Origin of the sequence: Sodalis endosymbiont of Henestaris halophilus, assembly GCF_900161835.1 — a bacterium.
Classification (GTDB): Bacteria; Pseudomonadota; Gammaproteobacteria; order Enterobacterales; family Enterobacteriaceae.
In genome coordinates this window covers 890431-917095 of record NZ_LT897836.1, presented here as the reverse complement: position 1 = coordinate 917095, position 26665 = coordinate 890431, and the positions used below count along the sequence as shown (strand labels likewise).

General features: G+C 39.0%; 11 protein-coding genes. 3 read left to right on the top strand and 8 right to left on the bottom strand.

The window, feature by feature from the left end; genetic code table 11:
* The first annotated feature begins 4429 nt into the window (after nt 1-4429).
* Both nth and dtpA read left to right on the top strand, forming a co-directional pair.
* Entirely contained in the window at nt 4430-5068 is a 639-nt protein-coding gene (gene nth, locus HBA_RS01880; RefSeq protein WP_097032346.1) for an endonuclease III, read from the top strand.
* 570 nt (nt 5069-5638) lie between these two features.
* Nucleotides 5639-7120 carry a dipeptide/tripeptide permease DtpA gene (gene dtpA, locus HBA_RS01875; RefSeq protein ID WP_457920916.1) on the top strand — a complete coding sequence of 494 codons (1482 nt, stop codon included), beginning with the start codon at nt 5639-5641 and terminating at the stop codon, nt 7118-7120.
* 786 nt (nt 7121-7906) lie between these two features.
* Here the strand turns inward: dtpA and tyrS are convergent.
* The 3 genes from tyrS to slyA form a co-directional block, all read right to left on the bottom strand.
* Nucleotides 7907-9193 carry a tyrosine--tRNA ligase gene (gene tyrS / locus HBA_RS01870; protein WP_097032344.1) on the bottom strand — a complete coding sequence of 429 codons (1287 nt, stop codon included), beginning with the start codon at nt 9191-9193 and terminating at the stop codon, nt 7907-7909.
* Between the two features lie 148 nt (nt 9194-9341).
* Nucleotides 9342-9992, bottom strand: a complete 651-nt coding sequence (gene pdxH, locus HBA_RS01865) for a pyridoxamine 5'-phosphate oxidase (RefSeq protein WP_097032343.1) — start codon at nt 9990-9992, stop codon at nt 9342-9344.
* Between the two features lie 1714 nt (nt 9993-11706).
* Nucleotides 11707-12141, bottom strand: a complete 435-nt coding sequence (slyA, locus tag HBA_RS01860) for a transcriptional regulator SlyA (protein WP_097032342.1) — start codon at nt 12139-12141, stop codon at nt 11707-11709.
* A 968-nt stretch (nt 12142-13109) separates the two neighbouring features.
* On the opposite strand from slyA, the gene rnt reads away from it, so the two are divergent.
* Nucleotides 13110-13814: a ribonuclease T gene (gene rnt, locus HBA_RS01855; RefSeq protein ID WP_097032341.1), complete on the top strand. Its 705-nt coding sequence runs from the start codon at nt 13110-13112 to the stop codon at nt 13812-13814.
* A gap of 153 nt (nt 13815-13967) precedes the next feature.
* Here rnt and HBA_RS01850 read toward each other — a convergent pair whose 3' ends face one another.
* The 5 genes from HBA_RS01850 to rplL all read right to left on the bottom strand — a co-directional run bounded on the left by HBA_RS01850 (nt 13968) and on the right by rplL (nt 26611).
* A complete protein-coding gene (locus HBA_RS01850) occupies nt 13968-14312 on the bottom strand; it encodes a Grx4 family monothiol glutaredoxin (RefSeq protein ID WP_097032340.1) in 345 nt (114 codons plus the stop codon).
* A 2791-nt stretch (nt 14313-17103) separates the two neighbouring features.
* The gene (locus HBA_RS03600) at nt 17104-17238 is read right to left on the bottom strand and encodes a hypothetical protein (protein ID WP_457920915.1); all 135 of its coding nucleotides are present in this window, start codon (nt 17236-17238) and stop codon (nt 17104-17106) included.
* 340 nt (nt 17239-17578) lie between these two features.
* The gene (rpoC, locus tag HBA_RS01845) at nt 17579-21799 is read right to left on the bottom strand and encodes a DNA-directed RNA polymerase subunit beta' (protein ID WP_097032339.1); all 4221 of its coding nucleotides are present in this window, start codon (nt 21797-21799) and stop codon (nt 17579-17581) included.
* A 93-nt stretch (nt 21800-21892) separates the two neighbouring features.
* Nucleotides 21893-25921 carry a DNA-directed RNA polymerase subunit beta gene (rpoB, locus tag HBA_RS01840; RefSeq protein WP_097032338.1) on the bottom strand — a complete coding sequence of 1343 codons (4029 nt, stop codon included), beginning with the start codon at nt 25919-25921 and terminating at the stop codon, nt 21893-21895.
* Nucleotides 25922-26242: 321 nt separating this feature from the next.
* Nucleotides 26243-26611: a 50S ribosomal protein L7/L12 gene (rplL, locus tag HBA_RS01835; RefSeq protein WP_097032337.1), complete on the bottom strand. Its 369-nt coding sequence runs from the start codon at nt 26609-26611 to the stop codon at nt 26243-26245.
* Nucleotides 26612-26665: the final 54 nt, after the last annotated feature.

Here is a 26665-nt window from a genome sequence, read left to right as displayed (position 1 = left end):
TAATAATCTCGGTATCAATAAATTATTACCATCTAGAAGAGCACGTATTAATTGAAGCTACTCGTTCATCGCCACTGCGAGCGCGATAAAATTTGATTAATACGTTGTAATTAATTGATCATCATATATGAAATGTCTCTAATAACACTTCATCTAAATAATAAAGGGTGTTAAAAGTTGTCATGATCAATGAAATTGCGGCTTTGGTATAACATTTATTGTTAAAGCCACATACGATTACAGTATTCTGACCACGTAAGAAATCACTGACGTGAAATGGGACAAAACTAGGATATTGATTATCCTGCTTATTGATTGCGCAACAAAATGCGACAAGATTGCCAACCAGAGGAAATGCTGCGTAACATGTGGCTAATCAGCCCATATAAAATATGGTAACCACAAATCAAAAGTTACTAAAGAGGACATTATTGTAACTAATTACCCTGCATAGATAAGCAGGTTGTGAAAGGGGTAACACCAATTCATGCATTGCACGACACCATCGTGGCGTTAAAGAGCAGGGATCCACCAATTTCTAATATACACATACCTATCCTAAAGAAACAACAGTTCCAGTCTTGTAGGTACAGGTTAAAATAAAGGAAAAACCGTGCAATATTGTAAGACAAAATGTCACGAAAGTACAATCGTGAGCCTTGAGGTTAAGTGCGTCCAACTGCACGCCCACATTAATTATTCTTCAAGAATATTTATGTAATAAAGAGCACTAAAAATAAACATCTCCACCTTATTAAGATATTTATATTGCTCTAAATTCTATTAAATTGTACAATGAGTACGCATGTACTGCTGAATTTAGCGCGAAATAGTTAAATTGGTTTTTTCCCACAATTACAATAATGAAAATAAGGCTAAGCCCATAAAGATCAGCCGTTCAGCTATCAATCGCTGGGTAAATAAAACCACGTATTAAAAATAGCAAAAAAAACCTTAGCGCAATTATCATTAATACTTGTATAGGGTAATTTAGTACCATGAAAAAATCGATTTAATGCCCTAAAACAAAACTTTATAAAATAACACCTTGATTTTAATATGTTTATTACTGAATTGCTATTCATTAATTGATAAACCAAGATAGCAAATACTCAGACACATCGCTATGCAATTTTTTTTAATATTTATTGCAGTAACTGCCACTAATAGCATGGTTGGATAGATTAACTTTATGCCTAAAGCGTCATTAAAAAACGCAATCTGGTTAAAAAATCTTGGAAACTCTTTACCACGTAATAAATTAGTGATTTTCTAACTATTAAATGCATAACCTGTTAATAGGTAATTAAAAACTTTAAAGTACTAACGAGTAGATACCGAATACATTAAAATATTTCGTTTTCTCAATATGCAAATTTCAATAATACAGAGCAGTTAAGCCTAATAACGGCGATAATGCCGTCATTTAAACTAAAATTACTGAACTAATCAGGCAGCGTAGTTAAATTAATTTGCACTTAAGTCATTGAGATTATAGATGTTGACCTGACTTACAAACACTTAAAACTAACCGTTAAAGTACTTTAACTAGCCTATAAATTGCGTTAGTCAACCTTTAAAGTATCATGTTTCGCTTTAACTCAAATAACCCTTTTACTATAAATACCGGCAGATGCTCTGATTTTATCAGATAAAGCAAAATATAAATGGCAAGGTAAATACTGAAAGAACAACTTAATTTTAATAAAAAAACGCTACAGAGCGTCTCCCTCCGATAAAAAGGTGCCGGAAATAGGCTAATATTACTTACTATCAGGCTCGACTGATGTTAATATAACTAAAATGTAACGTTAAATACATCAAAGCGGCTGTCTCATAATTCATTATGTCTGGGCAGCCAGTATTGATTGATCAGTACAATTCGCATTCTGCCTACTAATCGTTATTAACATTATTGAGTATTAATGTAAAGAGTGGTTTGCGGCCGAAACAAAAGCAGTTATACAAAAGACATACATAAGTGAACTAAAGTGAACATTTAATAGTTTTGTGCATTTAATTTGCCCGTATAACTTAGCTTAAAATGAGAAACGAACTGGATTAGTGTCTAAAATGCAATGGCAAATATATTTCAGAATAAACAGCAGCAATGATGTTAGGTACATAAACGACCAATATACTGGTTTTAGTTTCAAAAAACATAAAACTAAAAATTCAGGTAGCGATGCATAAAATTTGGCTAGTGTAAAGGCACAATGCCGCTGATAACGCATTGAATATTTTGTAAATAATGTTTGCAAAAAATTATGCAGCGATAAAAAATCCGAGAAAGAATATATAGAAGAAATTTTGTATTTTACGACTTTCCATTAAAGCACTAGGATTCAATACAAACGATAAAGCAAAAAAATCGAATTTTCCGACATTGAGTTAGCGAAACCCTCTCGTACATGACTATGATGCGTAAGAAATCATTTTATTAAATAATATTAATATGTTTCAGTAAGCACAGAAGAACATTGAAGTACAGAAAGGATTTGACTTGTTTACCCTGGTAATAAACAACGCTTAATTAATAATAAATTAGATTAAATAAAACATGAGTAAATAACGTATCCTGACTTCCGCATATTATATTTGTAAATTCACTAAAAGTTAGTAAGTTTTTACCCATATCATACTTGCCATAGCTAATGGCAGTACGGTACAACGTCACTAAAGTCATTCCTATTCATTAGACGGATTTAAAACATACTGCGTACTTGTCTCTTCTTAATAATGTGCAAATTACCATTAAAATTAACAAAATGCGTAGAATACGTCTGTGGCAATATTAACTTATTACTAGGTTAGCTATATTTTATTAATCTGTTAGCGGATAAGTAGATAGCGTATTTTACTTAGCGTGCTTTTTGTCATGCTAATCTCCGCTGATACCAAAAACATTAGATAGCACCAACAATAAGCCCGCTGCTTTTACTACATTTATTTAGGATATACGATACTTAGTAGTTTGACATTAATTTCTTTTTACCAGTTTTATGGTACTACCTCATCAGTAGATGACTACTCTTTAAAATTTTGACTGGATTTAGTATGACTTCTATTTACTTGAGGGTACTCTTAGCTTGACCAATTTCGTACTGCTAGCCAATATATGCGTGTTTTTGTGCGTGCCCCTAATTGATCACTATATTAAGCCACACATATATAACAATTTCTTAAGGTAGAAATAATATTACAATAATTAAAAACATCACTCTACCATTACGGTGGTATTCACCTATCGCATAACCAGGATGACGGTGCTGATAAGATAGCCAGACCACACGTGACATTATATTATGCAAATATAATTCATCAATTAAGCAATGATACCAATCCTGTATTATCTGTAGTAGTACATTACTAAAAAAGTATTATTTGTTTTATACCTAGGCACTTAAGCTCCTAGAGCCAAAAGACTCTTCAGGTGCCATAAAATTTTACTAGTTTAAGCAAGGTTTTCAATAAAGTAGAAGCCACCGACAATGTATATTATATACCAGAACGACTAATTATAATAAGATAATGGTACTAGATAATAAAATAGAGTTGTGCATCTCGTACTCAATTACTTACTTTAGCGATAAATCCGACGTGTAGATAACAATAATATTTGAAAGATAAAAAACGAAATATATTTAATCAATGCACCAGTAGCATTATCATTTCGCAGGAAACACAGTATGGAAATACATTCCCAGTTTTAAAAACCTTAACTTGCTAAAAAAGATGCCGCATTTTATTACGGAGAAAACTATACATTAAATGAAGAGAAACACATGTCCTCCTTTGAGGACATGTAGCACAATAAACACGACGAAGGTGCAGTTACTACTAATACTAATATCAGTTGCTAGCAAAATCAAACATTTACCACCAATGAGCTTACAAAATTGGTACCATCTTGCCACGTTGCCGATTATGATCTTCATCAATACATCAATACGGCATTGCCTATTGAGCGATGCTAGATTTTCGTGGAAATTAACATTTCCACTTATATGATAATTATCATCTCTGTAGCGCGGGTGATATAAAGAATTATTAATTCCTATATATAATAGGCTTACGCGTTTAATTTTTAGCAATTTATGGGCATTTTCCTTATCGTCACCGATTGCATAACCAGGGGGAGGAAACATATGCCTCGCAGCAAAAACTATTACTGTACTAAGGTTTCACTATTTAAATTAGTGCAAACCACACAGTAACGGCTCGCTTTTCGATGGCGTCGATCAACCGCTAACGTTACTGATCAATTAAGAATGGCGCAGAGCATATCGGTATCTCATACCTATATGTCGTTTTTTTAGGAAAAGCTATATATATATTGAAGAGAAAATACTAATAGATTAATGAATAAAATTCTGGCAGTAAACAGCCTCTATTTCAATTGCCACAACAGGACCAGCCATTTTACCCGATGAATAAAATAAAGCGTTATAATATTCTTTGTCGCTTGCGAGACAATAATGCTCATCCCACTACCGAACTAGTATACTATTCGCATTTTGAACTATTGATTGCGGTACTGCTCTCTGCGCAGGCTACTGATGTCAGTGTCAATAAAGCAACTAGCCAGTTATTTCCGATAGCTAATACACCGCAGACCATGATAGCGCTTGGGGTTGAGGGAGTTAAAAGCTACATAAAAGCTATAGGACTATTTAATCGTAAAGCAGAAAATATCATTAAAACCTGTCAACTACTGTTAGAACGATACCAAGGCGAGGTACCGGAAGACCGCGCGGCACTAGAATCGCTGCCGGGTGTCGGGCGCAAAACCTCAAATGTAGTGCTAAATATTGCTTTCGGCTGGCCGACAATCGCTGTGGATACACATGTTTTTCGCGTTGCTAACCGCACCCGATTTGCGGTTGGTAAAGACGCAAAAGCAATCGAGCAAAAGTTGTTAGCTAACGTACCAAAATCATTTCAGATAGATTGCCACAACTTGTTTATTCTACACGGCCGTTATACCTGCATAGCTCACAAACCTCGTTGCAGCTATTGCCTAATTGAAGATCTGTGTGAGTACAATCAGAAATATTATCTTAAATAACGTGCCCAATGCATCGATAACGATATCTCGACATAGATCGAGTATTTACGCCGTAAGCTTAATGACGATTTATTACTGTTAATTTACGTTATATGAAATAAATAGACATACCATAACATCATTTAGGGCAAATATCTAAGAAGAACACGTTTAAGGCTATGATTAAAAATCATATGCTACGTGCAAACTTTTGGATGTTATCTACCCAAATAAAAGTTACAAAAGTGCATGGTTACGCGCTATTAGTCTTTATCGTGTTTGGTTAAAAGTCTATCTCTTAACATTTTTACTGTTTGTTTATTATACATATTGAATAATTTAAGTTATAAATTAGTTTAATTAATAACCACTTACCGTTTAGCATAAACACATTGTATTAATACAATATTATATTTATTCTGCGACAGAACCGTATGATGTAACAACATTCAAATCTTCTGAACAACAAAAAACAGATATTTAGCTGTTTACTACCTTGTTTTAAATACGATACGTGTAAAATATGACGCTACCATCATTACCGACAACAATTTAAATACGCTTTAAAGTAAAATAAAAAACGAGGTTCTTGTGTCAACTACAAAGCAACAACCCGCTAAACAGCGGATGATCATTACCGCATTTAAACAACCTAAATCGTTTTATTTGATTTTTTCTATCGAACTGTGGGAGCGTTTCGGTTATTATTGCCTGCAAACTATATTAGTCATTTACCTAGTAAAAATACTAGGTCTGTCAGAATCTGCTTCTATCACCTTGTTTTCGTCATTTAGCGCCATGGTCTATGGCTTTGTCGCCATTGGCGGCTGGCTAGGAGATAAAGTACTAGGCACTAAACGTGTAATAATTCTCGGAACTTTGGTACTAACTGCTGGTTACAGCATGATGGCATGGTCTGGCCACGAAGTTTTTTGGGTTTATCTAGGCATGGCTACAATAGCCGTTGGGTGTGGCCTATTCAAAGCTAACCCTTCCGCCTTACTGTCTACCTGCTATAAAAGAGGCGATCCTCGTCTGGATGGAGCCTTTACCATGTATTACATGGCCATCAATATCGGCTCTTTTCTATCGATGCTCGCTGCCCCATGGTTAGTAGTGCATTATGGCTGGAGCGTAGCATTTTCCTTAAGCGTCCTCGGAATGCTTATCACATTACTAAACTTCTTATTATGCCGCAGTTACGTTAATCATTACGGTTCGGCACCAGATTTTAAGGAGCTAAACGTATCTAGTTTGATAGCAGTTATTGCTGGCATTCTAGTGCTAATTCCAATAGCTACCTGGTTGTTACATTATCAAAATATCGCACGTATAGCGTTAGGGGGGGTAATACTTGGCATTGTACTAATATTCGCATATGAAACTTTGCGTCTGAAAGGTCCGGCTCGCCGTCGCATGCTAGTCGCGTTCATCATGATGCTTGAAGCTATAGTTTTCTTTGTACTTTATAGCCAGATGCCTACCTCTCTCAATTTTTTTGCCATCCATAACGTCCAAACCTCGCTACTGGGCATAACTTTTGAACCTGAACAGCTCCAGGCGCTAAATCCTTTTTGTATAATGCTTGCAAGTCCATTGCTAGCTGTAGGATATCATCGCCTGGGTGATCGTCTGCCGATGACATTCAAATTTGCCATCGGCATGGCATTTTGTTCACTAGCCTTTTTAGTGCTCCCTCTAGGAGCATATTTTTCCAGCAATACCGGATTAGTATCGATTTATTGGCTTATATTGAGCTATGCTCTCCAAAGTATTGGAGAGTTGATGATCTCCGGACTAGGTCTAGCGATGGTAGCGCAGCTGGTTCCACAGCGTTTAATGGGATTTATCATGGGCACCTGGTTTCTAACTACCTCCGCAGCAGCAATTATAGCTGGTTTCATCGCTAACTTATCTACAGTATCGTCCGATATAAGCGATCCTCATCATTCTCTCCATATATATAGCAATGTGTTTATGCAGATAGGGATCTTTACCGGAATCATCGCCCTGATTATGTTGGTGTTCGCGCCAAAGCTAGACCTTCTATCACGAACGGAGGAGTCGGAATAACTAACGAAAAAATAAAATGTCGCAGAATGAGCCGAAGCGGGGGCTAAGAATTTGATTACTGAGTTCACCGCACCGCACATGCCACTCATCATTCTCTTATAAAATGATATTAGTTTAATAAAAATCAGCAATGAGATGGCTAGACTAAGCAGGCAAACGATACACATGATATTGTGGATATTATAAAAACATTTATACTCTTAACGTCAATAAGAAATAATGTTGTAGCAGCGTTTTTAATATATTTTATCATCTGATACACCAGACCTTGTTCACTAACATACACTATGCTTGCCTTAATAAGTTAAAATAGCTTAAGTTTTGATGCGCGATGTCTCGGTAGCTAGTCGCCTGAGAGGCGTAGTAACACTTTTGCCTATTCCAAAATAAAGAGATACATAACAAAATCTAATAAATAAAGTGAGGCGTAGTTCTCTTGTATAGCTGTTTAGTAACCACGCTAATGTGGTTGACAAACCATTAACTGTAGCTATCCTTTTCACAAGTCTAGCCAAACTAGTCGCGTGAACATCATATGCCAACAAGACACAAATAATCATAAATTATATTGCAAAATTGCATGGACACAGCATTTTCTGTATCTCAAGTTAAAGATCATCTAGTGCATAGAAATCAATAGTGAAGCTTATTTATCAACATCTAAGTAAACTCCGTAAAATTAAATAGAAAATATTTTCCATAAAAGCAGCTAATAGTATGCCTGTAATTTGGCATATGCATACAGAAGAAAGCAAAATGTAGATATTTTAAAAATTAATTTTGCTTTTATTGCCAGTACAGTAGACAGTAGTGCTTTTTACCACGCTGCAATAGAGTGTAATGATTATACAACTTATCGGCTTCGTGAAAAATATACTCTGGCTCTGCTTTTTTTTTGCCGTTCACTGCTACCGCGTTGGAACGTATCATGACACGAGCCTGCCTACGCGATGACACTAACTTAGCGGCAACGAGTGCTTGCTGCAAATTATTAACGTCGCACCCAAGAACGACCATCGGCATACCGTCCTGAGCCAATTGGGCAAAATCATCTTCGTCCAAAGACGTTAGCACATTGGTAAATAAACTGGCAGTAATACGCTTCGCCGCCGATAATCCTTGTACGCCATGTACCATACGAGTCATTTCTTCAGCCAAAATATATTGGGCGCGCGGAGGTTTACCGCTCACACGAGTCTGATCCTCTTGTTCTAGTGCCTCGATAGTAGAAAGTGATAAAAAAGTGAATAATTTTAAGAAACGATATACGTCGCTGTCTGCAGTATTGACCCAAAATTGATAAAAATTATATGGGCTAGTCTTGCGAGAATCTAACCAAACCGTGTTACCTTCAGTCTTACCAAATTTGGTGCCATCCGCTTTAGTTATAATAGGCACTGTTAAACCATACACAGTATGATGATGCAGCCGGCGCGTCAACTCAACGCCTGAGATAATATTTCCCCATTGATCAGATCCGCCAATTTGCAGTTCCACACCATACTGCTTATTCAGAAAAGCAAAATCGTAGCTTTGCAAAAGATTATAAGAAAACTCGGTAAAAGAAACACCATTATCAGCACGATTTAATCGCTGTTTTATCAACTCTTTATGAATAAGCTGATTGATAGAGAAATGCTTACCAATATCACGTAAAAACGTGAGCATATTCATAGCGCTAAACCAGTCATGGTTGTTAACAACAAGGAGGCTATTATCTCTGCAGTCAAAATCAATTAACAGCGATATCTGGTGCTTAATTTTCTCCACCCATACCCTAACAGTTTCCGGGGCATGTAACTTACGCTCGGTTGCTTTAAAGCTTGGATCGCCAATAAGTCCAGTAGCCCCACCTATTAGCGCTACCGGAAGGTGGCCGGCTAGCTGGAAACGTTTGAGGCACATCAAAGGCACTAGATGCCCTAAATGTAAGCTGTCGGCAGTAGGATCAAAGCCGCAATATAAAGAGATCGGCCCAGACGCTAATCGTTTTGATAGTCCTCTCTCATCCGTTACTTGAAGAATCAGGCCACGTTCCTGCAATTCTTGCATTAATTTACAACTATCTGCCATTACAAACTCAATTTTCAAATAAAGAAAAAATATCATGAATCAGACGTTAGTGTTTAACCATCGTCTTACTTTAATGATAGGTCTGTTTTTAACAGGGTAATGTTTTACACTACTGCCACGGATTCATCAGGTACACCGTTGCATTTAGCTATGGTGCCAACCGCTCAATTTTCCAACCACCATTTATTCGTTGATATAGAAACCGATCGTGCAAACGGTGTTCTCTACCCTGCCAGAACTCCATCGCATCTATAATGACTCGATAACCGCCCCAAAAACTGGGTAGTGGTACTTTCCCATGAGCAAATTTATTTTTTAGTTCCATAAACTTACCTTCTAGAAAACCGCGAGAATAAATCCTGCTGGACTGGTGCGAAACCCAAGCACTAATTTGACTATCTCGTGGCCGACTATAAAAGTACTTCTTCACGTCCATGACTGAGAGTTTTTCCGCGAGGCCTAGTACTAACACCTGACGCTCCAGTGCATGCCAGGGAAAGTGTAAGCTAATACGTGGTCTATGCGCTAAGTGGGAAGATTTTCGGCTACTAAGATTAGTGTAAAAAATCATGCACTGACGATCAAAATGTTTCAGCAATACTAACCTCTGATACGGCTGGTTGTTATCGTCCACGGTACCTACACTCATGGCAGTGGCCTCTGGAAGATGGGCAGTGCAAACTTGTTTAAACCATTGCCCGAACAAATCCATAGGCTCCGCCGTTAAATCAGCTCGGCGTAAACCACCTCGAATATACTCCCTTCGTAGGTCGGCAATATTAATTGAGTGTTCAATCATGATTTACTTATCAAAAGATGGCAATTATTATACATTGTATGCGTAAAATATTACGCATTTATTTACTGCATCCTAAAATTATTATTATTGATAATAATTCTGTCTTGGCACTAGACCGACCTTTAATCAAAAAAAACTATATATTAACCATAGCGATTCCAGTCCTAGAGTCGGTGATGCTACCAGGGTAAATTTACCGGATGTATGTTGAGGATATTGTTCAACTACTGGGCAAGAACACTACCTAACATTACTGTCCACACAGTATTACGTATTGATAAGGATCATTATAGTATTTTCATCTCTTGATATCTTTGTATCATATAATTATTATTTTAGAGGCTCGGAAGATACCTTGTTGCACTACCTTCTGTCTAATATTATTTCTACATCACAGGGCTATGACTAGCTAAATTTCCCTTAAAGATTTTTCATACCTCGCCTTGTCAGGCGAGGTATGAAATGAGTTGCACGCATTCACTGCAAACAACGCAAGTATTTAAAATTAAATAATATTACAAACCATATCTGATTTGTGATGATTATCGCAGTCAGTTTTTGCTAGTGTTGTTTATTTGCAATATCTTATATGAAAAGACAACGCTTACACACCAGGTATAGCTTGCATCAACCACAATTTAAATAAATCTTAACGATACTTTCTATATTAGAAATACTCAGTTTTTAATAAAAGATTATACAACAACTCTTAGTGTACTAATCTCTCACCTCATCTCTAGCGGACATTTAGTCATAAAGTGCTTTCTGGTACTGCCGGTGGTACCAGCGACTAACAACAACATTAAATAACTAAATATAATTTTAGCTTTACTGCAGCCCTAATTAACAATAGTACCAGATTGTTACCAGAGTATATTTTATTCAAAGAAACATGCATCACTCCTACATCATTCCTAATGATACGCTGCAGAGCGCGTAATAAAATATCCAAATCTCAGCCAGCGTTCACTACCTAGGACATCAAACGCCATATCGTGACTAATGAAATCACGGTACAATAATTACGATACCAGTTTTTGCGAAGCTGCTGTTTTGAACATTCATGCCAGGATATAAACACGACACCTTTTGGCTAGTGTATAATCATTTGAAAGTGATATGCAATATAGTTATTATATTGGTCAGTTTTTATTTCATTTTATCTGCTTTGTTCAAAATATGTCATAGTAGAAGATAACTTTCCCCGCCGTACGGCAGTACGGCGGGGAAAGTTATCAAACGCAACTTTATTACAGGTATAGAAAGTAAACTATCTTTATTATAGTGTAATAAAGAATTAAATCCGCGTTAATATCTTAACACTTTTATTCGCAGTATTAATTTCAACTTAATATACTTATTTATAAAATCAACACATTAATGAGCATTTAGATTTGCTAAAATTAAGCATAAAAATTTAACTTTTATCCAAGATTGATCGCGTAAAACCAGCGTGTTAGCTTATTGGTAAATGCTATTTTAAATGGCCGTAACTTTCAGCCACAGTGCACTATGTTAGACAACATAGTTAGTGTAAACGACAAATAAAAAACTTGAAGTGCGATAAACCAAACCAACGAAATGGTGTTTAAGATGCAAAACCACAGCGACACTATGACTGTTTAATAGCATTAACTTACTCTTTGCACTTAATAATAACAAATCGACCCTAAAGCAATTTTTTCTCTCACGTTAATTTCGTGGCTGTAACGCATTAAGACTTAATATAAAGCTCTATAATATTCTTTTCTAGTTTGGTAATCATATTACTCAACCACTGTATCTCTTCCTGACTAATGCCGTTCATAATTTTATCTCGAGTGCTTTCGATAATATCGTTTACTTCTTTAATAATAGGTTTAGCATATTCGGTAAGTTTGATTCTCTTTGCCCGGCGGTCGTTAGCGCAAGTATGTCGAGTTATGAGACCTTTTTCTTCAAGCTGATCAAGAGTCCGCACCAAGGATGGCTGTTCGATGCCAATAGCCTTTGCTAGTTGAATCTGAGATTGTTCAGGCGGTAACTGACAAATATTATGTAAAGTGATCCAATGAGTCTGTGTAAGATCTAAAGGCTTCAAACGGTGATCAATCAAAGAGCGCCACACTCTAACAAGTCGCGCTAAATCTGATCCTAATGATGATTTCAATTTTTTCTCCTTATAATTAAGCCAATTAAGCTCGCTACTTGGATTGTTCATCATTCTAATAGAATGATGAATAAATTACAAATATATATGCTTTTAACTAAATCATTGTTTATAGATCTATGTAAACACCATGCTATTCCTTAGCAAAAAACACTAGACGTCACTCACATACGATATGAGTTCCATTTTGCAGTGTAGTTTTCTTATGATACTCTGTTGAGAGTAGTTACTTGCTTGAAAAATAACTGCTATTCATTATGTTATATTTGATAAATACGTTTAGCTTAACCGCTATTTCAAAATCTTTTCTCAAAAAAAATAGCTAATTAATAGTCAATTAGGCACCATAATGGCATGTCAAATACGTATTTTGCACAATTAAACAGTCAAAACAATAAAGATTATTTTGGCTAATTCGGCAGTAATTATTTCCTGTCGAACGCAGCGCTACCGCAGATCGTGCTGATCAAAGCTTCAAGGCATCTAGCATTTGCATATTACTAATCAGTCGACTATGAATACATTCTTCTCGGCAAAATTACATTCGCGACAATAGCTATAACCTAACCCCCTTACCCTAGGTAAGGGGCACTAAACAAGCAAAATTCGAGTGAATCTCAGCTAGATGGACTGCTTTTCACTATACAACCATAAAGAGTAGGTAACACGGACGACACCTACGAACACATTTACCAGGCTAGTGATAAATTACCTGTAAAGCCAAGTCGATAAAATATACTACTAGTATTACTACTTTCATCTAAAAACCGGATGGCTACAAAATTATAGCTGCTTGGGCACAAGCACACTTCTATCAACAAGGCATCGATAATTTAACAAAACCATAGTTGCCTGAACCAGCAAGTTCACGGTACTTTACCTTCCGCCCGTATATATAACTAGTTATGCAAAATAAGCCAAAATTTGCCATAATAACTTTTAAAATTCTCTTAACATAAGAAACTAGCATGGCTAAACTAGACGATTTGAACACCTTACGCGCCCGCTTTCGCGGCCTTTATCCCGTTGTCATTGATGTGGAAACTGCAGGCTTTAACTCCGAGACTGATGCCCTGCTAGAAATAGCTACCGTGACCCTCAAAATGGATAACAAAGGATGGCTAACCACTGACAATATACTACATTTCCATGTGGATCCCTTTCCTGGTGCAAGGCTACAACCAGAAGCGCTAGCCTTTAACGGTATTGATCCACGCAATCCTCTTCGTGGAGCGGTGACCGAATATGATGCTTTGCATAAAATATTTAAAATGGTACGGCAAGGAATGAAAGAGCAAGACTGCAACCGTGCGATTATCGTAGCCCAAAATGCCGCTTTTGATCATAGTTTTCTGATGGCTGCCGCAGGACGAACCAGTATAAAACGCAATCCTTTTCATCCTTTCGCGACTTTTGATACTGCAGCGCTTAGCGGACTAGTGCTCGGTCAAACCGTTTTGGCAAAAGCCTGTAGCGCCGCAGGTATATCTTTTGATAGCAATGAAGCACACTCTGCACTGTACGATACTAAACATACCGCAGCACTATTTTGTGAATTAGTTAATCGTTGGAAACGCCTAGGTGGATGGCCGGTATTAATGGCCTCAACGAGCGATATCGAAAACAAGGTCATATCGGTACTGGGTAAGATTAACTCCACTATGGATTTGTAGTCGCTATCAAAAATAGCCTCGATCACTTACCTAACTAATACGTACGATAAATTTAATGCATTAATATTATTTATTAACATACAAACCACTCTCAATGCATGGGTGGTTATTTAAGTATTACTGTATAATGACAGTATCGGTAAAATGCTTTTACTAAGCGTTACTAGACTGCGAATCGTATTTAACTAATATTTCTTGAATGAGAGGCTGCAATTCACCTCGCTGGTACATTTCGACGACAATATCACATCCGCCGATAAGCTCACCATCCACCCACAGTTGCGGAAAAGTTGGCCAGCTAGCAAATTTTGGCAGTTCCGCGCGAATATCAGGATTAATCAGTACATCAACATAAAAAAAATCTTCGGTACAGGCGGATAGGGTTTGTACCACGTAAGCAGAAAAACCACAGCTTGGTAATTTGGGAGAACCTTTCATGTACAAAATAATCGGATTATCCGCGATCTGTTGCTTTATTTTTTCTATAGTTGTAGTCATTATCTTATTTCCTTCTTCTAGTAACTATCTTGTATTTATCAGGCATCAAATATAACGTAAATTACTTTATTAATTACGATAGAAATATTTAAATGCTTTTCGTATGGATCACATTTGCAATATTCAATCAGACTGAATACAAGAAAAGAATCGACATTCACATGTCAACTCTCTTGCCTTCCCTCTCTTTTAAACTTAAAGAGATAAAATAGTTGCAATAGTATATGTTTTAAGGATAATTATGAACAAAAGCTCTGCTGCCTACATTAAATTCACGTTTATTCATGTTTTGTACGAAATACAGATAAATTAAAACTACGAATAGTCTAAATTCAGTGAATTCGTTATTTTATCCATACTTTGAGTCACAGTAGATAGAGTTTTTATCATGTTTTTACGCTGTAAAATTTTAAGATACTGTGTTTGCACAGTTTTTCTCAATTTTGCGCATATTATTATGAATGCGGAAAGACATGCAGCTCAACTACGTAAATTGTAAGCCAATAAGTGAAAGCGGTAAATATAGCTGCCTATAAAACCAAAACTGTTTTCATATTAAATTAGAAAAATAACATTTTTTTATGATTGTTATCAGTCGTGCAAAGCATCATACCTTAATTTTAAAAAGGTAAGAAAAACCTATACCAGTAATCGAGACCGTAAGCTACTCTAGCTACTAACTCGTAAAATTAATGGCAATAACAAAAATTAATATTGTGAATGAGTCTTTTTTCTATCACGCAGCGGTAAATAACCAACCATTAGTTTCGATTGCAGCAAATTGAGTTAATGTGCTTATAACGATTTGATTTGCACGCCGCTGCAGAGCACACAGATAGTGAATTCTACAGTCTGTATTACGCGCTACGCGCGGTAAAATTGAATAAACCAAAAACTGGCACATTAGTATTTTCTACATTTGCAGCACAAAAAATCATGCCGTTTTCTCTTTCAGTAATATCCTTTTCTTTAAATTACCCCCTTATCGAACATTATATCCGTATTAGCTATCTAATTGAAGTTCATTAGCAATGATTATTTTATTGACTACAGTCCACCGCGTGATGACCTATATTATCCTTCGCATACAAGGATATGGATTAAAAATTATGATATGTTATTTGTAAGCCATAACTACAATAAATTAAAGATAGGGATAAGGCTAAAAAATGATAATATCCAATAGTGAAAAAAATAATAGTCATCAAAAAATATGAAAGATCTCGTTTTATGAGAACATCTCATCTATTTGATTTGCAGTAAGATCAAGTAATTTAGTATTTATCTATTAAATAGTTACATTTCTAGCTAAAAACTATCTATATGGCTAACAGCCAACATATAAAACTGTTACTTTACTGTATTGTACGATCCAAATATCTCTACTTAGAGAAATCACTCTTCTCATAGAAGTTAGGTCTTATTCATAGTAAATGAGGGAATAGTATAATATATAAAAAATATAAATGATGTAACCAAACACGTGTGTGTATCACACAATTATAATACCTCATGCATATGGTATTAATAATAACTCGCTGCTGGTAAGAAATAACAGACGCACTATATAGAATTCTATAAAATAGCCAAACCATCCTTCTAACCATGAAGGAACAAACTTAGATCAAATGAGCACTAAAATATCTATCCGTCAGCTTAGTCATCACTAACGAAGTTACCCTCAAACCGCAATAATCGACTTCATAACGCACCACAATTTTGCTAAAGGACACCTGCTATATAACTCTAAGCAGCTTCCATAACAAAACATCAAAATTAAGTCAATCTGTACGTGCTAACATGCTGGTATAAAAAATGATTAATAAAAGTTACTAACAATGTGAGCAAAATATTTTGAGGACCAGTTGAAAGTATTAGAATAATATAACCATGATTACCCATGGTAATCATGGATTAAGGTACAGAGACTTAACCTATTATAATCTTAGATTATGCTTGCGGTGAGCATAAATCTACTAGCCATTTATTACTGAATCTCTATTACTATAATATCAACTCAATATCCGGATAGTATGATGCGCAATATTGAAGATAACCGTCATACTTTAATTATCTCCAGATGTTTAAAAGCCTCATAATTATTACCATAATAGACTATAAATCGGATTCATAGTAATTACAGGTATAATTTTAAGTTATCACACCATGCAATATGTCTAGTCTCCCACGATTAACAGATCAGATATCATCTGTGGTGGCGTCAGAGATGACAATTAAAGCCTGAGACAACATTAACAATCATCGGCAGTAAACTACTCAGGATTAAGATATCCTTTAAAAAATTTATGATTCTCAAGAGCATGTATGAACATTAACATAAAAGTTAACGAGAACAATAAACGCCAAATAGCAATATTTTGGATAATATGACAATTTTTATCAATGACATAATTTATGGTATTTTACTGCTGGATTGTATTTGTTCTGGTTATATGTTAAGCATACCGATCATCCCAAGAAGATAGAATCATGAAAGTTGCTGTATACAGAACACAAAATTAAGATCACAATATTTGTTCCAGGCAAATATATCGTTTGGTTTCGATATAGAATGTTTTTATTTTTGCTGACAATACATACTACCCAAACAGTGGCCCGGATATAATACCGTTTGTCTTTTATTTAAAAACGACGATAAAAGACGAAAGGTGCTAGAGCAATTAGCACGGCGTTAGTCATCACAATATTAGTACTATAATACTCCGGATTTAATAATATTGACCTTGCTGCTGCGCAAAACATTAAGAATTTAAATCGTACGGAGATTAACTTATTCGCCAAAAATAATGTGGCATAATAGGCGGTTAGCATAATGTAGTGTGCCTGAAATCAGGCGCGTATTCATAGGAATAACTTGAGCACCAGAAACGACGCTTTTAATTGACGATATGATTAGTTTCAACATATGTCAACGTACCTTCGTTTATTATTAACACCTGGGAAATAGGCATCGCTGCAATGCAGCATTTTGCACAGAAATGACTTTATGCGCTTTCTGAGTCACAGAAACAAGATTAACAAAAAAATCAAGAAAATACCTACACAAGTTTCGCGCCAAAATATCGAGAATGTGCTGTTATAGTCACTAGTGACCATAACAAGTAAAGTAAAACACTCTCCCAAATACCAAAACTTAATAAACTCAAACAATAAATTTATACAGGCGTTAGTTTATCAAATAACTAACGTCTGTATAGCTTGAGAGAAGTGCTCTATTAGATAGCAGCGAAAGCAAGTACCGATAATCAATCGTTATTAGCACCCAAACCTGCGTTCAGCAGATCAGCCAAATTTGCGGAAGCTTCATCGGCGGTAATCTGTGGTGTGGCTAGTTCCCCATCATGCTGACGATGACGTAAGCGTTTTTGATGATAAGCATAACCAGTACCAGCGGGAATTAATCGTCCAACAATCACGTTTTCTTTCAAGCCGCGTAGTTCATCTCGTTTACCGGCAACGGCGGCTTCGGTAAGCACGCGCGTGGTTTCCTGGAACGATGCCGCAGAAATAAAAGATTCCGTAGCTAACGAGGCTTTAGTTATACCTAGCAGATCGCGCATGTAGGTTATTTCTACTTTGCCGTTGTTTTTTAATTGACGGTTGGCTATCTTGATACGAGAGTATTCTACCTGTTCACCTTTTAAAAACTCTGAGCTACCGCTATTAATAATTGTTGCTTTACGCAACATCTGACGAACGATCACTTCGATGTGTTTGTCGTTGATTTTCACTCCTTGCAGACGATAGACATCCTGGACTTCGTTGACAATATAGCGAGTCATCGCATGCACGCCACGCAAACGCAAAATATCGTGCGGTGATTCCGGACCATCAGAAATTACATCACCGCATTCTACGCGTTCGCCTTCAAGCACGTTTAGCTGACGCCATTTTGGAATCATCTCTTCGTAAGAATCGCTACCGTCAACAGGCGAAATAACTAAGCGGCGCTTACCTTTAGTTTCTTTACCAAAGGTAACTATACCACTAATTTCGGCCAAAATCGCTGGCTCTTTTGGGCGGCGAGCTTCAAACAAATCAGCAACGCGCGGCAGACCACCGGTAATATCTTTCGTTACACTAGTTTCCTGTGGCAAACGTGCTAACGTATCCCCGCTGGTGATTTTGGCACCGTCTTCCAACTGGACAATAGTTTTACCTGGTAGGAAGTACTGTGCGGGCATATCGGTCATAGGCATCAGCACATCATTGCCATTGGCATCCACAATTCGCAGTGCTGGACGCAAATCTTTACCGCTACCAGTACGTTCGGCGGTATCCAGAATCACGATAGAGGACAAACCAGTTAATTCGTCAGTCTGGCGCGTAATGGTTTGCCCATCTATCATATCGATAAAGCGAACAAAACCGTCTACTTCAGTGATAATTGGCATAGTATGCGGATCCCAATTAGCAACAATTTCGCCCCCTAGTATTTCCGCGCCATCGCCTCTTGCCATAACGGATCCATAAGGCACTTTATAGCTTTCTTTGGTACGGCCGAATTCGTCAATAAGCTTTAGCTCAGTGTTACGCGAGGTAATCACTAGCTTACCGCTTCCATTCACCACAAACTTAGCATTGTTAAGATAGATAGTCCCTTTATTCTGCACCTGAATGCTGGATTCCGCAGCTGCACGGGACGCTGCTCCACCAATATGGAATGTACGCATAGTTAACTGTGTACCAGGCTCGCCAATAGACTGCGCGGCAATAACACCGATGGCTTCTCCCTTGTTTACTAAATGCCCACGAGCTAAATCACGACCATAGCAGTTAGCACACACACCAAAATCAGTGTCACAGGTTACAACCGAACGTACTTTCACACTGTCTACGGAGTGTTCTTCAAGAACGTCACACCATTGCTCGTTCAACAAGGTGTTACGCTTAACTAAAATATCCGAGGTTCCATGCTTTAGGACATCTTCCGCAGTGACGCGGCCTAGCACGCACTCACGCAGGGGCTCTTTTACATCACCACCCTCTATAACAGGAGTCATTAAGATACCGGAGAATGTATCGCAATCGTCTTCAGTAACCACAAGATCTTGCGCCACGTCGACCAAGCGCCGGGTTAGATAACCGGAATTCGCGGTTTTCAAAGCGGTATCTGCCAATCCTTTACGAGCACCGTGAGTGGAGATAAAGTACTGAAGTACATTAAGACCTTCACGGAAGTTTGCAGTAATAGGTGTTTCAATGATCGAGCCATCAGGTTTAGCCATCAAACCTCGCATACCGGCTAGTTGACGAATTTGCGCCGCCGAACCACGAGCGCCAGAATCAGCCATCATAAAGATGTTATTAAACGATACTTGACGCTCTTCCTCTCCATCGCGGTTAATGACCGCTTCGGTGGAAAGATTATCCATCATTGCCTTAGAGACTCGTTCGTTCGCTGCAGCCCAGATATCAATAACCTTGTTATATCGTTCGCCGGCAGTAACTAGCCCTGATTGGAACTGCTCTTGTATTTCGGCTACTTCAACTGCGGCTTCATCGATAATTTCGGCTTTTTTATCCGGAATTACCATATCATCGATACAAACAGACGAACCAGAACGAGCAGCATAAGCGAAACCCGTGTACATAATGTGATCGGCAAAAATGACTGTAGATTTCAGACCTAGCACACGATAACAGGTATTAAGCATTTTAGAGATGGCTTTTTTACCCAACGTCTGGTTCACCAGCGAGAACGGCAAACCCTTCGGCACAATCATCCACAGTATGGCACGACCAACAGTGGTGTCCGCCAGATAGGTATTGCTCATCCACTCGCCATTGTCACATTTCTCATGCTCGGTGATTCGCACTTTAACGCGCGTATGCAACTCGGCCAAACCGGTGCAGTAAATGCGTTCCGCTTCTTTCGGTCCGGTCAGCACCATACCTTCGCCTTTACCGTTGACACGATCGCGGGTCATATAGTATAGACCCAATACTACATCCTGCGATGGAACTATAATAGGTTCCCCGTTAGCCGGGGACAAGATGTTATTGGTCGACATCATCAAAGCCCTTGCTTCCAATTGGGCTTCTAGCGTAAGCGGAACATGTACTGCCATTTGATCGCCATCGAAGTCAGCGTTATATGCAGCACACACCAGCGGGTGCAGCTGAATGGCTTTACCTTCAATGAGCACCGGCTCAAAAGCTTGGATACCAAGACGGTGCAGAGTCGGAGCACGATTTAGCATGACCGGATGTTCACGGATAACCTCGTCCAGAATATCCCAAACTATTCCTTCTTCTCGTTCCACCATTTTTTTAGCGGCTTTGATCGTTGTGGCAAGACAGCGTAGCTCAAGCTTGCCGTAAATAAACGGTTTGAATAGCTCTAACGCCATTTTTTTAGGTAAACCACACTGATGCAAACGTAGATACGGACCGACAGTAATAACCGAACGACCAGAATAATCGACGCGTTTACCCAGCAAATTCTGACGAAACCGTCCTTGCTTGCCTTTTATCATGTCGGCCAGCGATTTAAGCGGGCGCTTATTAGAACCAGTAATAGTGCGACCGCGGCGGCCATTATCTAGCAACGCGTCAACTGCTTCTTGTAGCATACGCTTTTCGTTACGTACGATGATATCTGGAGCAGCCAGATCCAGCAGACGCTTCAAACGGTTATTACGGTTGATTACGCGGCGATACAGATCGTTCAGATCTGACGTTGCAAAACGGCCACCGTCCAGTGGAACCAGTGGACGCAGATCTGGCGGTAATACCGGTAATACTGTCAAGATCATCCACTCTGGTTTATTGCCACTTTGCACAAAAGCTTCCAGTAACTTGATGCGTTTAGTCAGCTTTTTACGCTTGGTTTCAGAACTGGTTCCTTGTAATTCGTTGCGTAGTTGCTTACATTCCTGCTCCAAGTCCATGTTTTTTAAAAGGGCTTGGATCCCTTCGGCTCCTATATTAGCCTCAAATTCGTCACCAAACTCTTCCAGAGCATCCAAATATTGCTCTTCAGTCAGGATCTGACTGCGCTCAAGTGTAGTCATACCGCATTCAACTACTACATAGGATTCAAAATATAATACGCGTTCGATATCACGCAACGGTATATCTAGCAGCAATCCGATACGAGATGGCAACGATTTTAAAAACCAAATGTGGGCAGTAGGTGAAGCCAATTCGATATGGCCCATACGCTCACGACGCACCTTAGTCTGAGTCACTTCAACACCGCACTTCTCACAGATTACGCCACGGTGTTTTAAACGCTTGTACTTACCGCATAAGCATTCATAATCTTTTACCGGTCCAAAAATACGGGCGCAAAACAAACCGTCACGCTCCGGTTTAAAGGTACGGTAGTTAATGGTTTCCGGCTTTTTTACTTCACCGAAAGACCAAGAACGAATAATGTCTGGAGAAGCTAGTGCTATCTTGATCGCATCAAACTCTTCGGTTTTAGTTTGCGCTTTTAAAAACTTAAGTGAATTTTTCACGGGTTGGTTCCTGTTGGAGTTGAACCTATTAGGCGTTTTGAAAACGCTTATGCGCACTTATTACCGTCTGTTAATCCGCACTCAGGCGAAAAATCAGACTTCTTCCAACTCGATATTGATACCTAGCGAGCGAATTTCCTTCAAAAGAACGTTGAAGGATTCTGGCATGCCTGGTTCCATAATCTGATTGCCATCCACAATATTTTTATACATCTTGGTACGACCGTTAACGTCATCAGACTTGACAGTAAGCATTTCCTGCAGGGTGTAAGCCGCGCCGTAGGCTTTCAGTGCCCACACTTCCATTTCTCCAAAGCGTTGTCCGCCGAACTGCGCCTTTCCTCCCAACGGCTGTTGCGTAACTAGGCTATAAGAGCCGGTAGAACGCGCATGCATCTTGTCATCAACCAGATGATTGAGTTTTAACATGTACATGTATCCTACGGTCACCTGGCGTTCAAATTGCTCGCCAGTCCGGCCGTCAAACAAAGTTATTTGACCTGAGGTAGGCAAGCCGCCAAGTTGCAATAGATCCTTAATCTCTTTTTCTTTTGCACCGTCGAATACCGGTGTAGCGATAGGCATTCCTTTTTTAAGGTTTTCAGCCAGGCGTAGCACTTCTTCATCGGAAAATGTGTCAAGATCTACTTTTTGACGTACATTATCACCAATATTGTACGCCTTCTGGATGAATTGGCGCAGCTTTAAAACTTCTTCGTGCTGCTTGAGCATAGCGTTGATCTTGTCACCAATGCCTTTTGCCGCCATACCTAAGTGAGTTTCCAGAATTTGTCCGATGTTCATTCGCGAGGGTACGCCTAATGGATTAAGAACGATATCTACTGGCACGCCGTTTTTATCATAAGGCATATCTTCGATCGGATTAATTTTTGAGATAACTCCCTTGTTGCCGTGACGACCAGCCATCTTGTCTCCCGGCTGTATTTGACGTTTCATCGCCAAATACACTTTAACGATTTTTAATATACCAGGGGCCAGGTCATCGCCCTGAGTAATCTTGCTACGTTTAGCTTCTAGTTTCTTTTCAAAGTCGTGCCTAAGATCGTAATACTGTTCAGACAGCTGTTTGAGTTGATTCCGCTTCTCTTCGTCTACTAAGACTAGTTTGAGCCATCGTGATCGGGTCATTTTGTCTAGATTATCCGCCTCGATACCACTAGAAATTAGCAAATTACGGATACGAGAAAATAAGCCAGCTTCAAAGATTTGCAGTTCTTCGGTCAAATCCTTTTTGACCTGCTGAAGTTGCATTTCTTCGATTTCCAACGCACGCTTATCTTTTTCTACGCCATCGCGGGTAAATACTTGGACATCAATAACGGTACCAGAAACGCCGTTTGGCACACGCAGCGACGAATCCTTTACATCAGAGGCTTTTTCACCAAAAATAGCGCGCAGCAATTTTTCTTCCGGTGTTAGCTGGGTTTCCCCTTTAGGCGTCACCTTACCTACAAGGATATCGCTGCCGGTTACTTCCGCACCAATATACACGATACCAGATTCATCGAGTTTGGAGAGCGCTGCTTCACCTACGTTTGGGATGTCTGCGGTAATCTCCTCTGGTCCCAGTTTTGTATCGCGGGACACGCAAGCGAGTTCTTGAATATGAATGGTAGTAAAACGATCTTCTTGTACCACGCGATCGGAGACTAACATGGAGTCTTCAAAGTTGAAGCCATGCCACGGCATGAATGCAATACGCATATTTTGACCGAGTGCCATCTCACCCAGATCAGTGGACGGACCATCGGCCAGCACGTCACCGCGCTCAACTGGCTCACCCAGTGAAACGCAAGGAGTTTGGCTGATACAGGTATTTTGGTTAGAACGGATATATTTTGTCAAGTTGTAAATATCGATCCCAGCTTCACCCGGATACATTTCATCCAAATTAACGTTAATTACGATACGGGAAGCATCTACATACTGTACAGTTCCGCCGCGTTTCGCCACGGCAGTCACGCCAGAGTCAACGGCAACCGCACGCTCCATACCGGTGCCGACTAGAGGCTTGTCAGTAAGCAAAGTAGGTACAGCCTGACGTTGCATATTCGCGCCCATTAAGGCCCGGTTAGCGTCGTCATGCTCTAGGAACGGAATTAGCGAAGCACCTACCGATACTACCTGTTGGGTGGAAACATCCATATAGTCAACTTGTTCGCGCCGGAATAAGCTAGATTCTCCCTTGCTGCGGCAGGTTACCAAATCATCAACAAAACGACCTTCTTCACTAAGGTTAGTGCTAGCCTGCGCAATAACAAAGTTACATTCCTCAATTGCCGATAGATATCTTATTTCTTCGGTAACTACACCATCTTGCACGCGGCGATATGGAGTTTCTAGGAACCCATATTCATTGGTCTGTGCATATACAGCAAGTGAATTTATAAGACCGATGTTCGGACCTTCCGGGGTTTCAATGGGACAAACGCGTCCGTAATGGGTCGGGTGCACATCGCGCACTTCAAAGCCAGCGCGCTCGCGTGTTAGGCCACCTGGGCCTAATGCGGAAATACGACGTTTGTGAGTAATTTCAGACAGCGGATTATTCTGATCCATGAACTGTGATAGCTGGCTAGAACCGAAAAATTCTTTTACGGCAGCAGAAATTGGTTTAGCGTTGATCATATCCTGAGGCATTAGGGTATCAAGATCGCCTAAAGAAAGACGCTCTTTCACCGCGCGCTCTACACGTACCAGACCAACCCGGAACTGATTTTCCGCCATTTCGCCCACCGAACGTATGCGACGGTTGCCTAAATGGTCAATATCATCAACTTCGCCTTTACCGTTACGGATCTCGATAAGTTTTTTCATCACATCAATGATGTCATCTTTGTTTAGAACACCTGAACCATCTATCTCTTTCCGTTGCAGCGAACGGTTAAACTTCATCCTACCTACCGCGGACAAATCGTAACGTTCTTCCGAGAAGAACAAATTTTCAAACAGATTTTCTGCTGCTTCGCGGGTGGGCGGTTCACCTGGGCGCATCATACGATATATTTCTACCATTGCGCTTATGTGATCGCTAGTCGGATCAATGCGCAGAGTTTCAGAAATATAAGATCCATGATCAAGATCATTAGTGAATAACGTCTTAATACACGTATGCCCTGCTTGTATTAGCTTATCCAACAGGTCCTGCGTCAACTCCATATTAGCAGGCACGATGATTTCACCGGTGGTTTCATCGATATAATCTTGTACTACAACCTTGCCGATAATATATTCTACGGGGACTGCAATCCGCGCTACGCTATCTTTTTTTAACTGACTAATATGGTTAGAGGTTATGCGGCGACCTTTTTCGACATAAACTCTGCCATTGGCCTCTATATCAAATGAGGCAGTTTCGCCACGCAATCGTTCAGGAAGAAGCTCCATATGAAGCTTTTTGTCATGAATTTCATAAATGACTTTGTCGAAGAATGTCTCCAAGATCTGGCCGGTGCTGTAGTGCAAAGCGCGCAGAATTATGGTAGCCGGCAATTTGCGTCGACGATCGATACGGACAAACAAATTATCTTTGGGGTCAAATTCAAAATCTAACCAGGAGCCCCGATAAGGAATGATGCGTGCATTGTATAACACTTTGCCTGAAGAATGCGTCTTCCCCTTATCACTGTCAAAAAATACGCCTGGGCTACGGTGCAGCTGGGAAACGATAACACGTTCAGTTCCGTTAATAATAAAAGTACCGTTATCAGTCATAAGCGGTATTTCGCCCATGTAGACTTCTTGTTCCTTAATGTTTTTTACCGTACCTTCTGGAGCTTCGCGCTCATAAACGATAAGAAGCAGCGTAACACGCAATGGTGCAGAAAACGTTACACCACGTATTAGGCACTCTTTGACATCAAAAACAGGTTCGCCCAGACGGAAACTAACATATTTTAGTTCAGCGTTTCCGCTATAGCTACGTATAGGAAAGACCGAACGGAAAGCTGCTTCCAGTCCGTACTGGCCTTCCGGATCTTGTTCTATGAACTTCTGAAACGAATCAAGCTGGATGGATAAAAGATAGGGAACATCTAAAACTTGTGGACGTTTTCCGAAGTCCTTACGAATACGTTTTTTTTCGGTATAGGAGTAAACCATAGGGTTCCTTCAGCTAGCTGACAAGTAAAGCCGCTCTACCGTCCTACTAGAACGGTAAATATAATGCTATTTTCTCGTGTTCGGAAAATTACTATTCTCTACGCAATATATATTTTATTATTAATAATATTACGTTGCTACACTTTACGAAATCAAAAACTCTAATAGATAATGAATAATATGTTCAGTGGTCTATAAAAGATTTAGGTCTAATCAGTAGACACATGATATACAATGATACTGATTTGTTACAGCAGAAAAGGGTTATTAAACTAAAAATCACCAGCCTAATTAAGGCTACAAACCTGCAAGGTGCAGCACTTATTTAACTTCAATAGAAGCCCCCGCTTCTTCCAAAACTTTCTTAAGTACATCAGCATCATCTTTGCTCATGCCTTCTTTCAGAGTGACAGGTGCGGATTCAACTAGGTCTTTAGCTTCTTTCAGACCAAGACCTGTAGCGGCTCTTACGGCCTTAATGACAGCAATTTTGTTCGCGCCGATAGAGCTTAACACAACATTAAACTCGGTCTTTTCTTCTACGGCTTCAACTTGGTTACCTGCGGTAACGGTTACAGCAGCAGCGGCAGAAACTCCGAATTTTTTTTCCATCATAGATATCAATTCTACCACGTCCATTATGGACATTTCAGCAACCGCATTCAGAATTTGTTCTTTTGTGATAAACATAACAAGTATTCCTAGAATTCAGAAAGTGTGTATACATTTGTAATTACTGCAGAA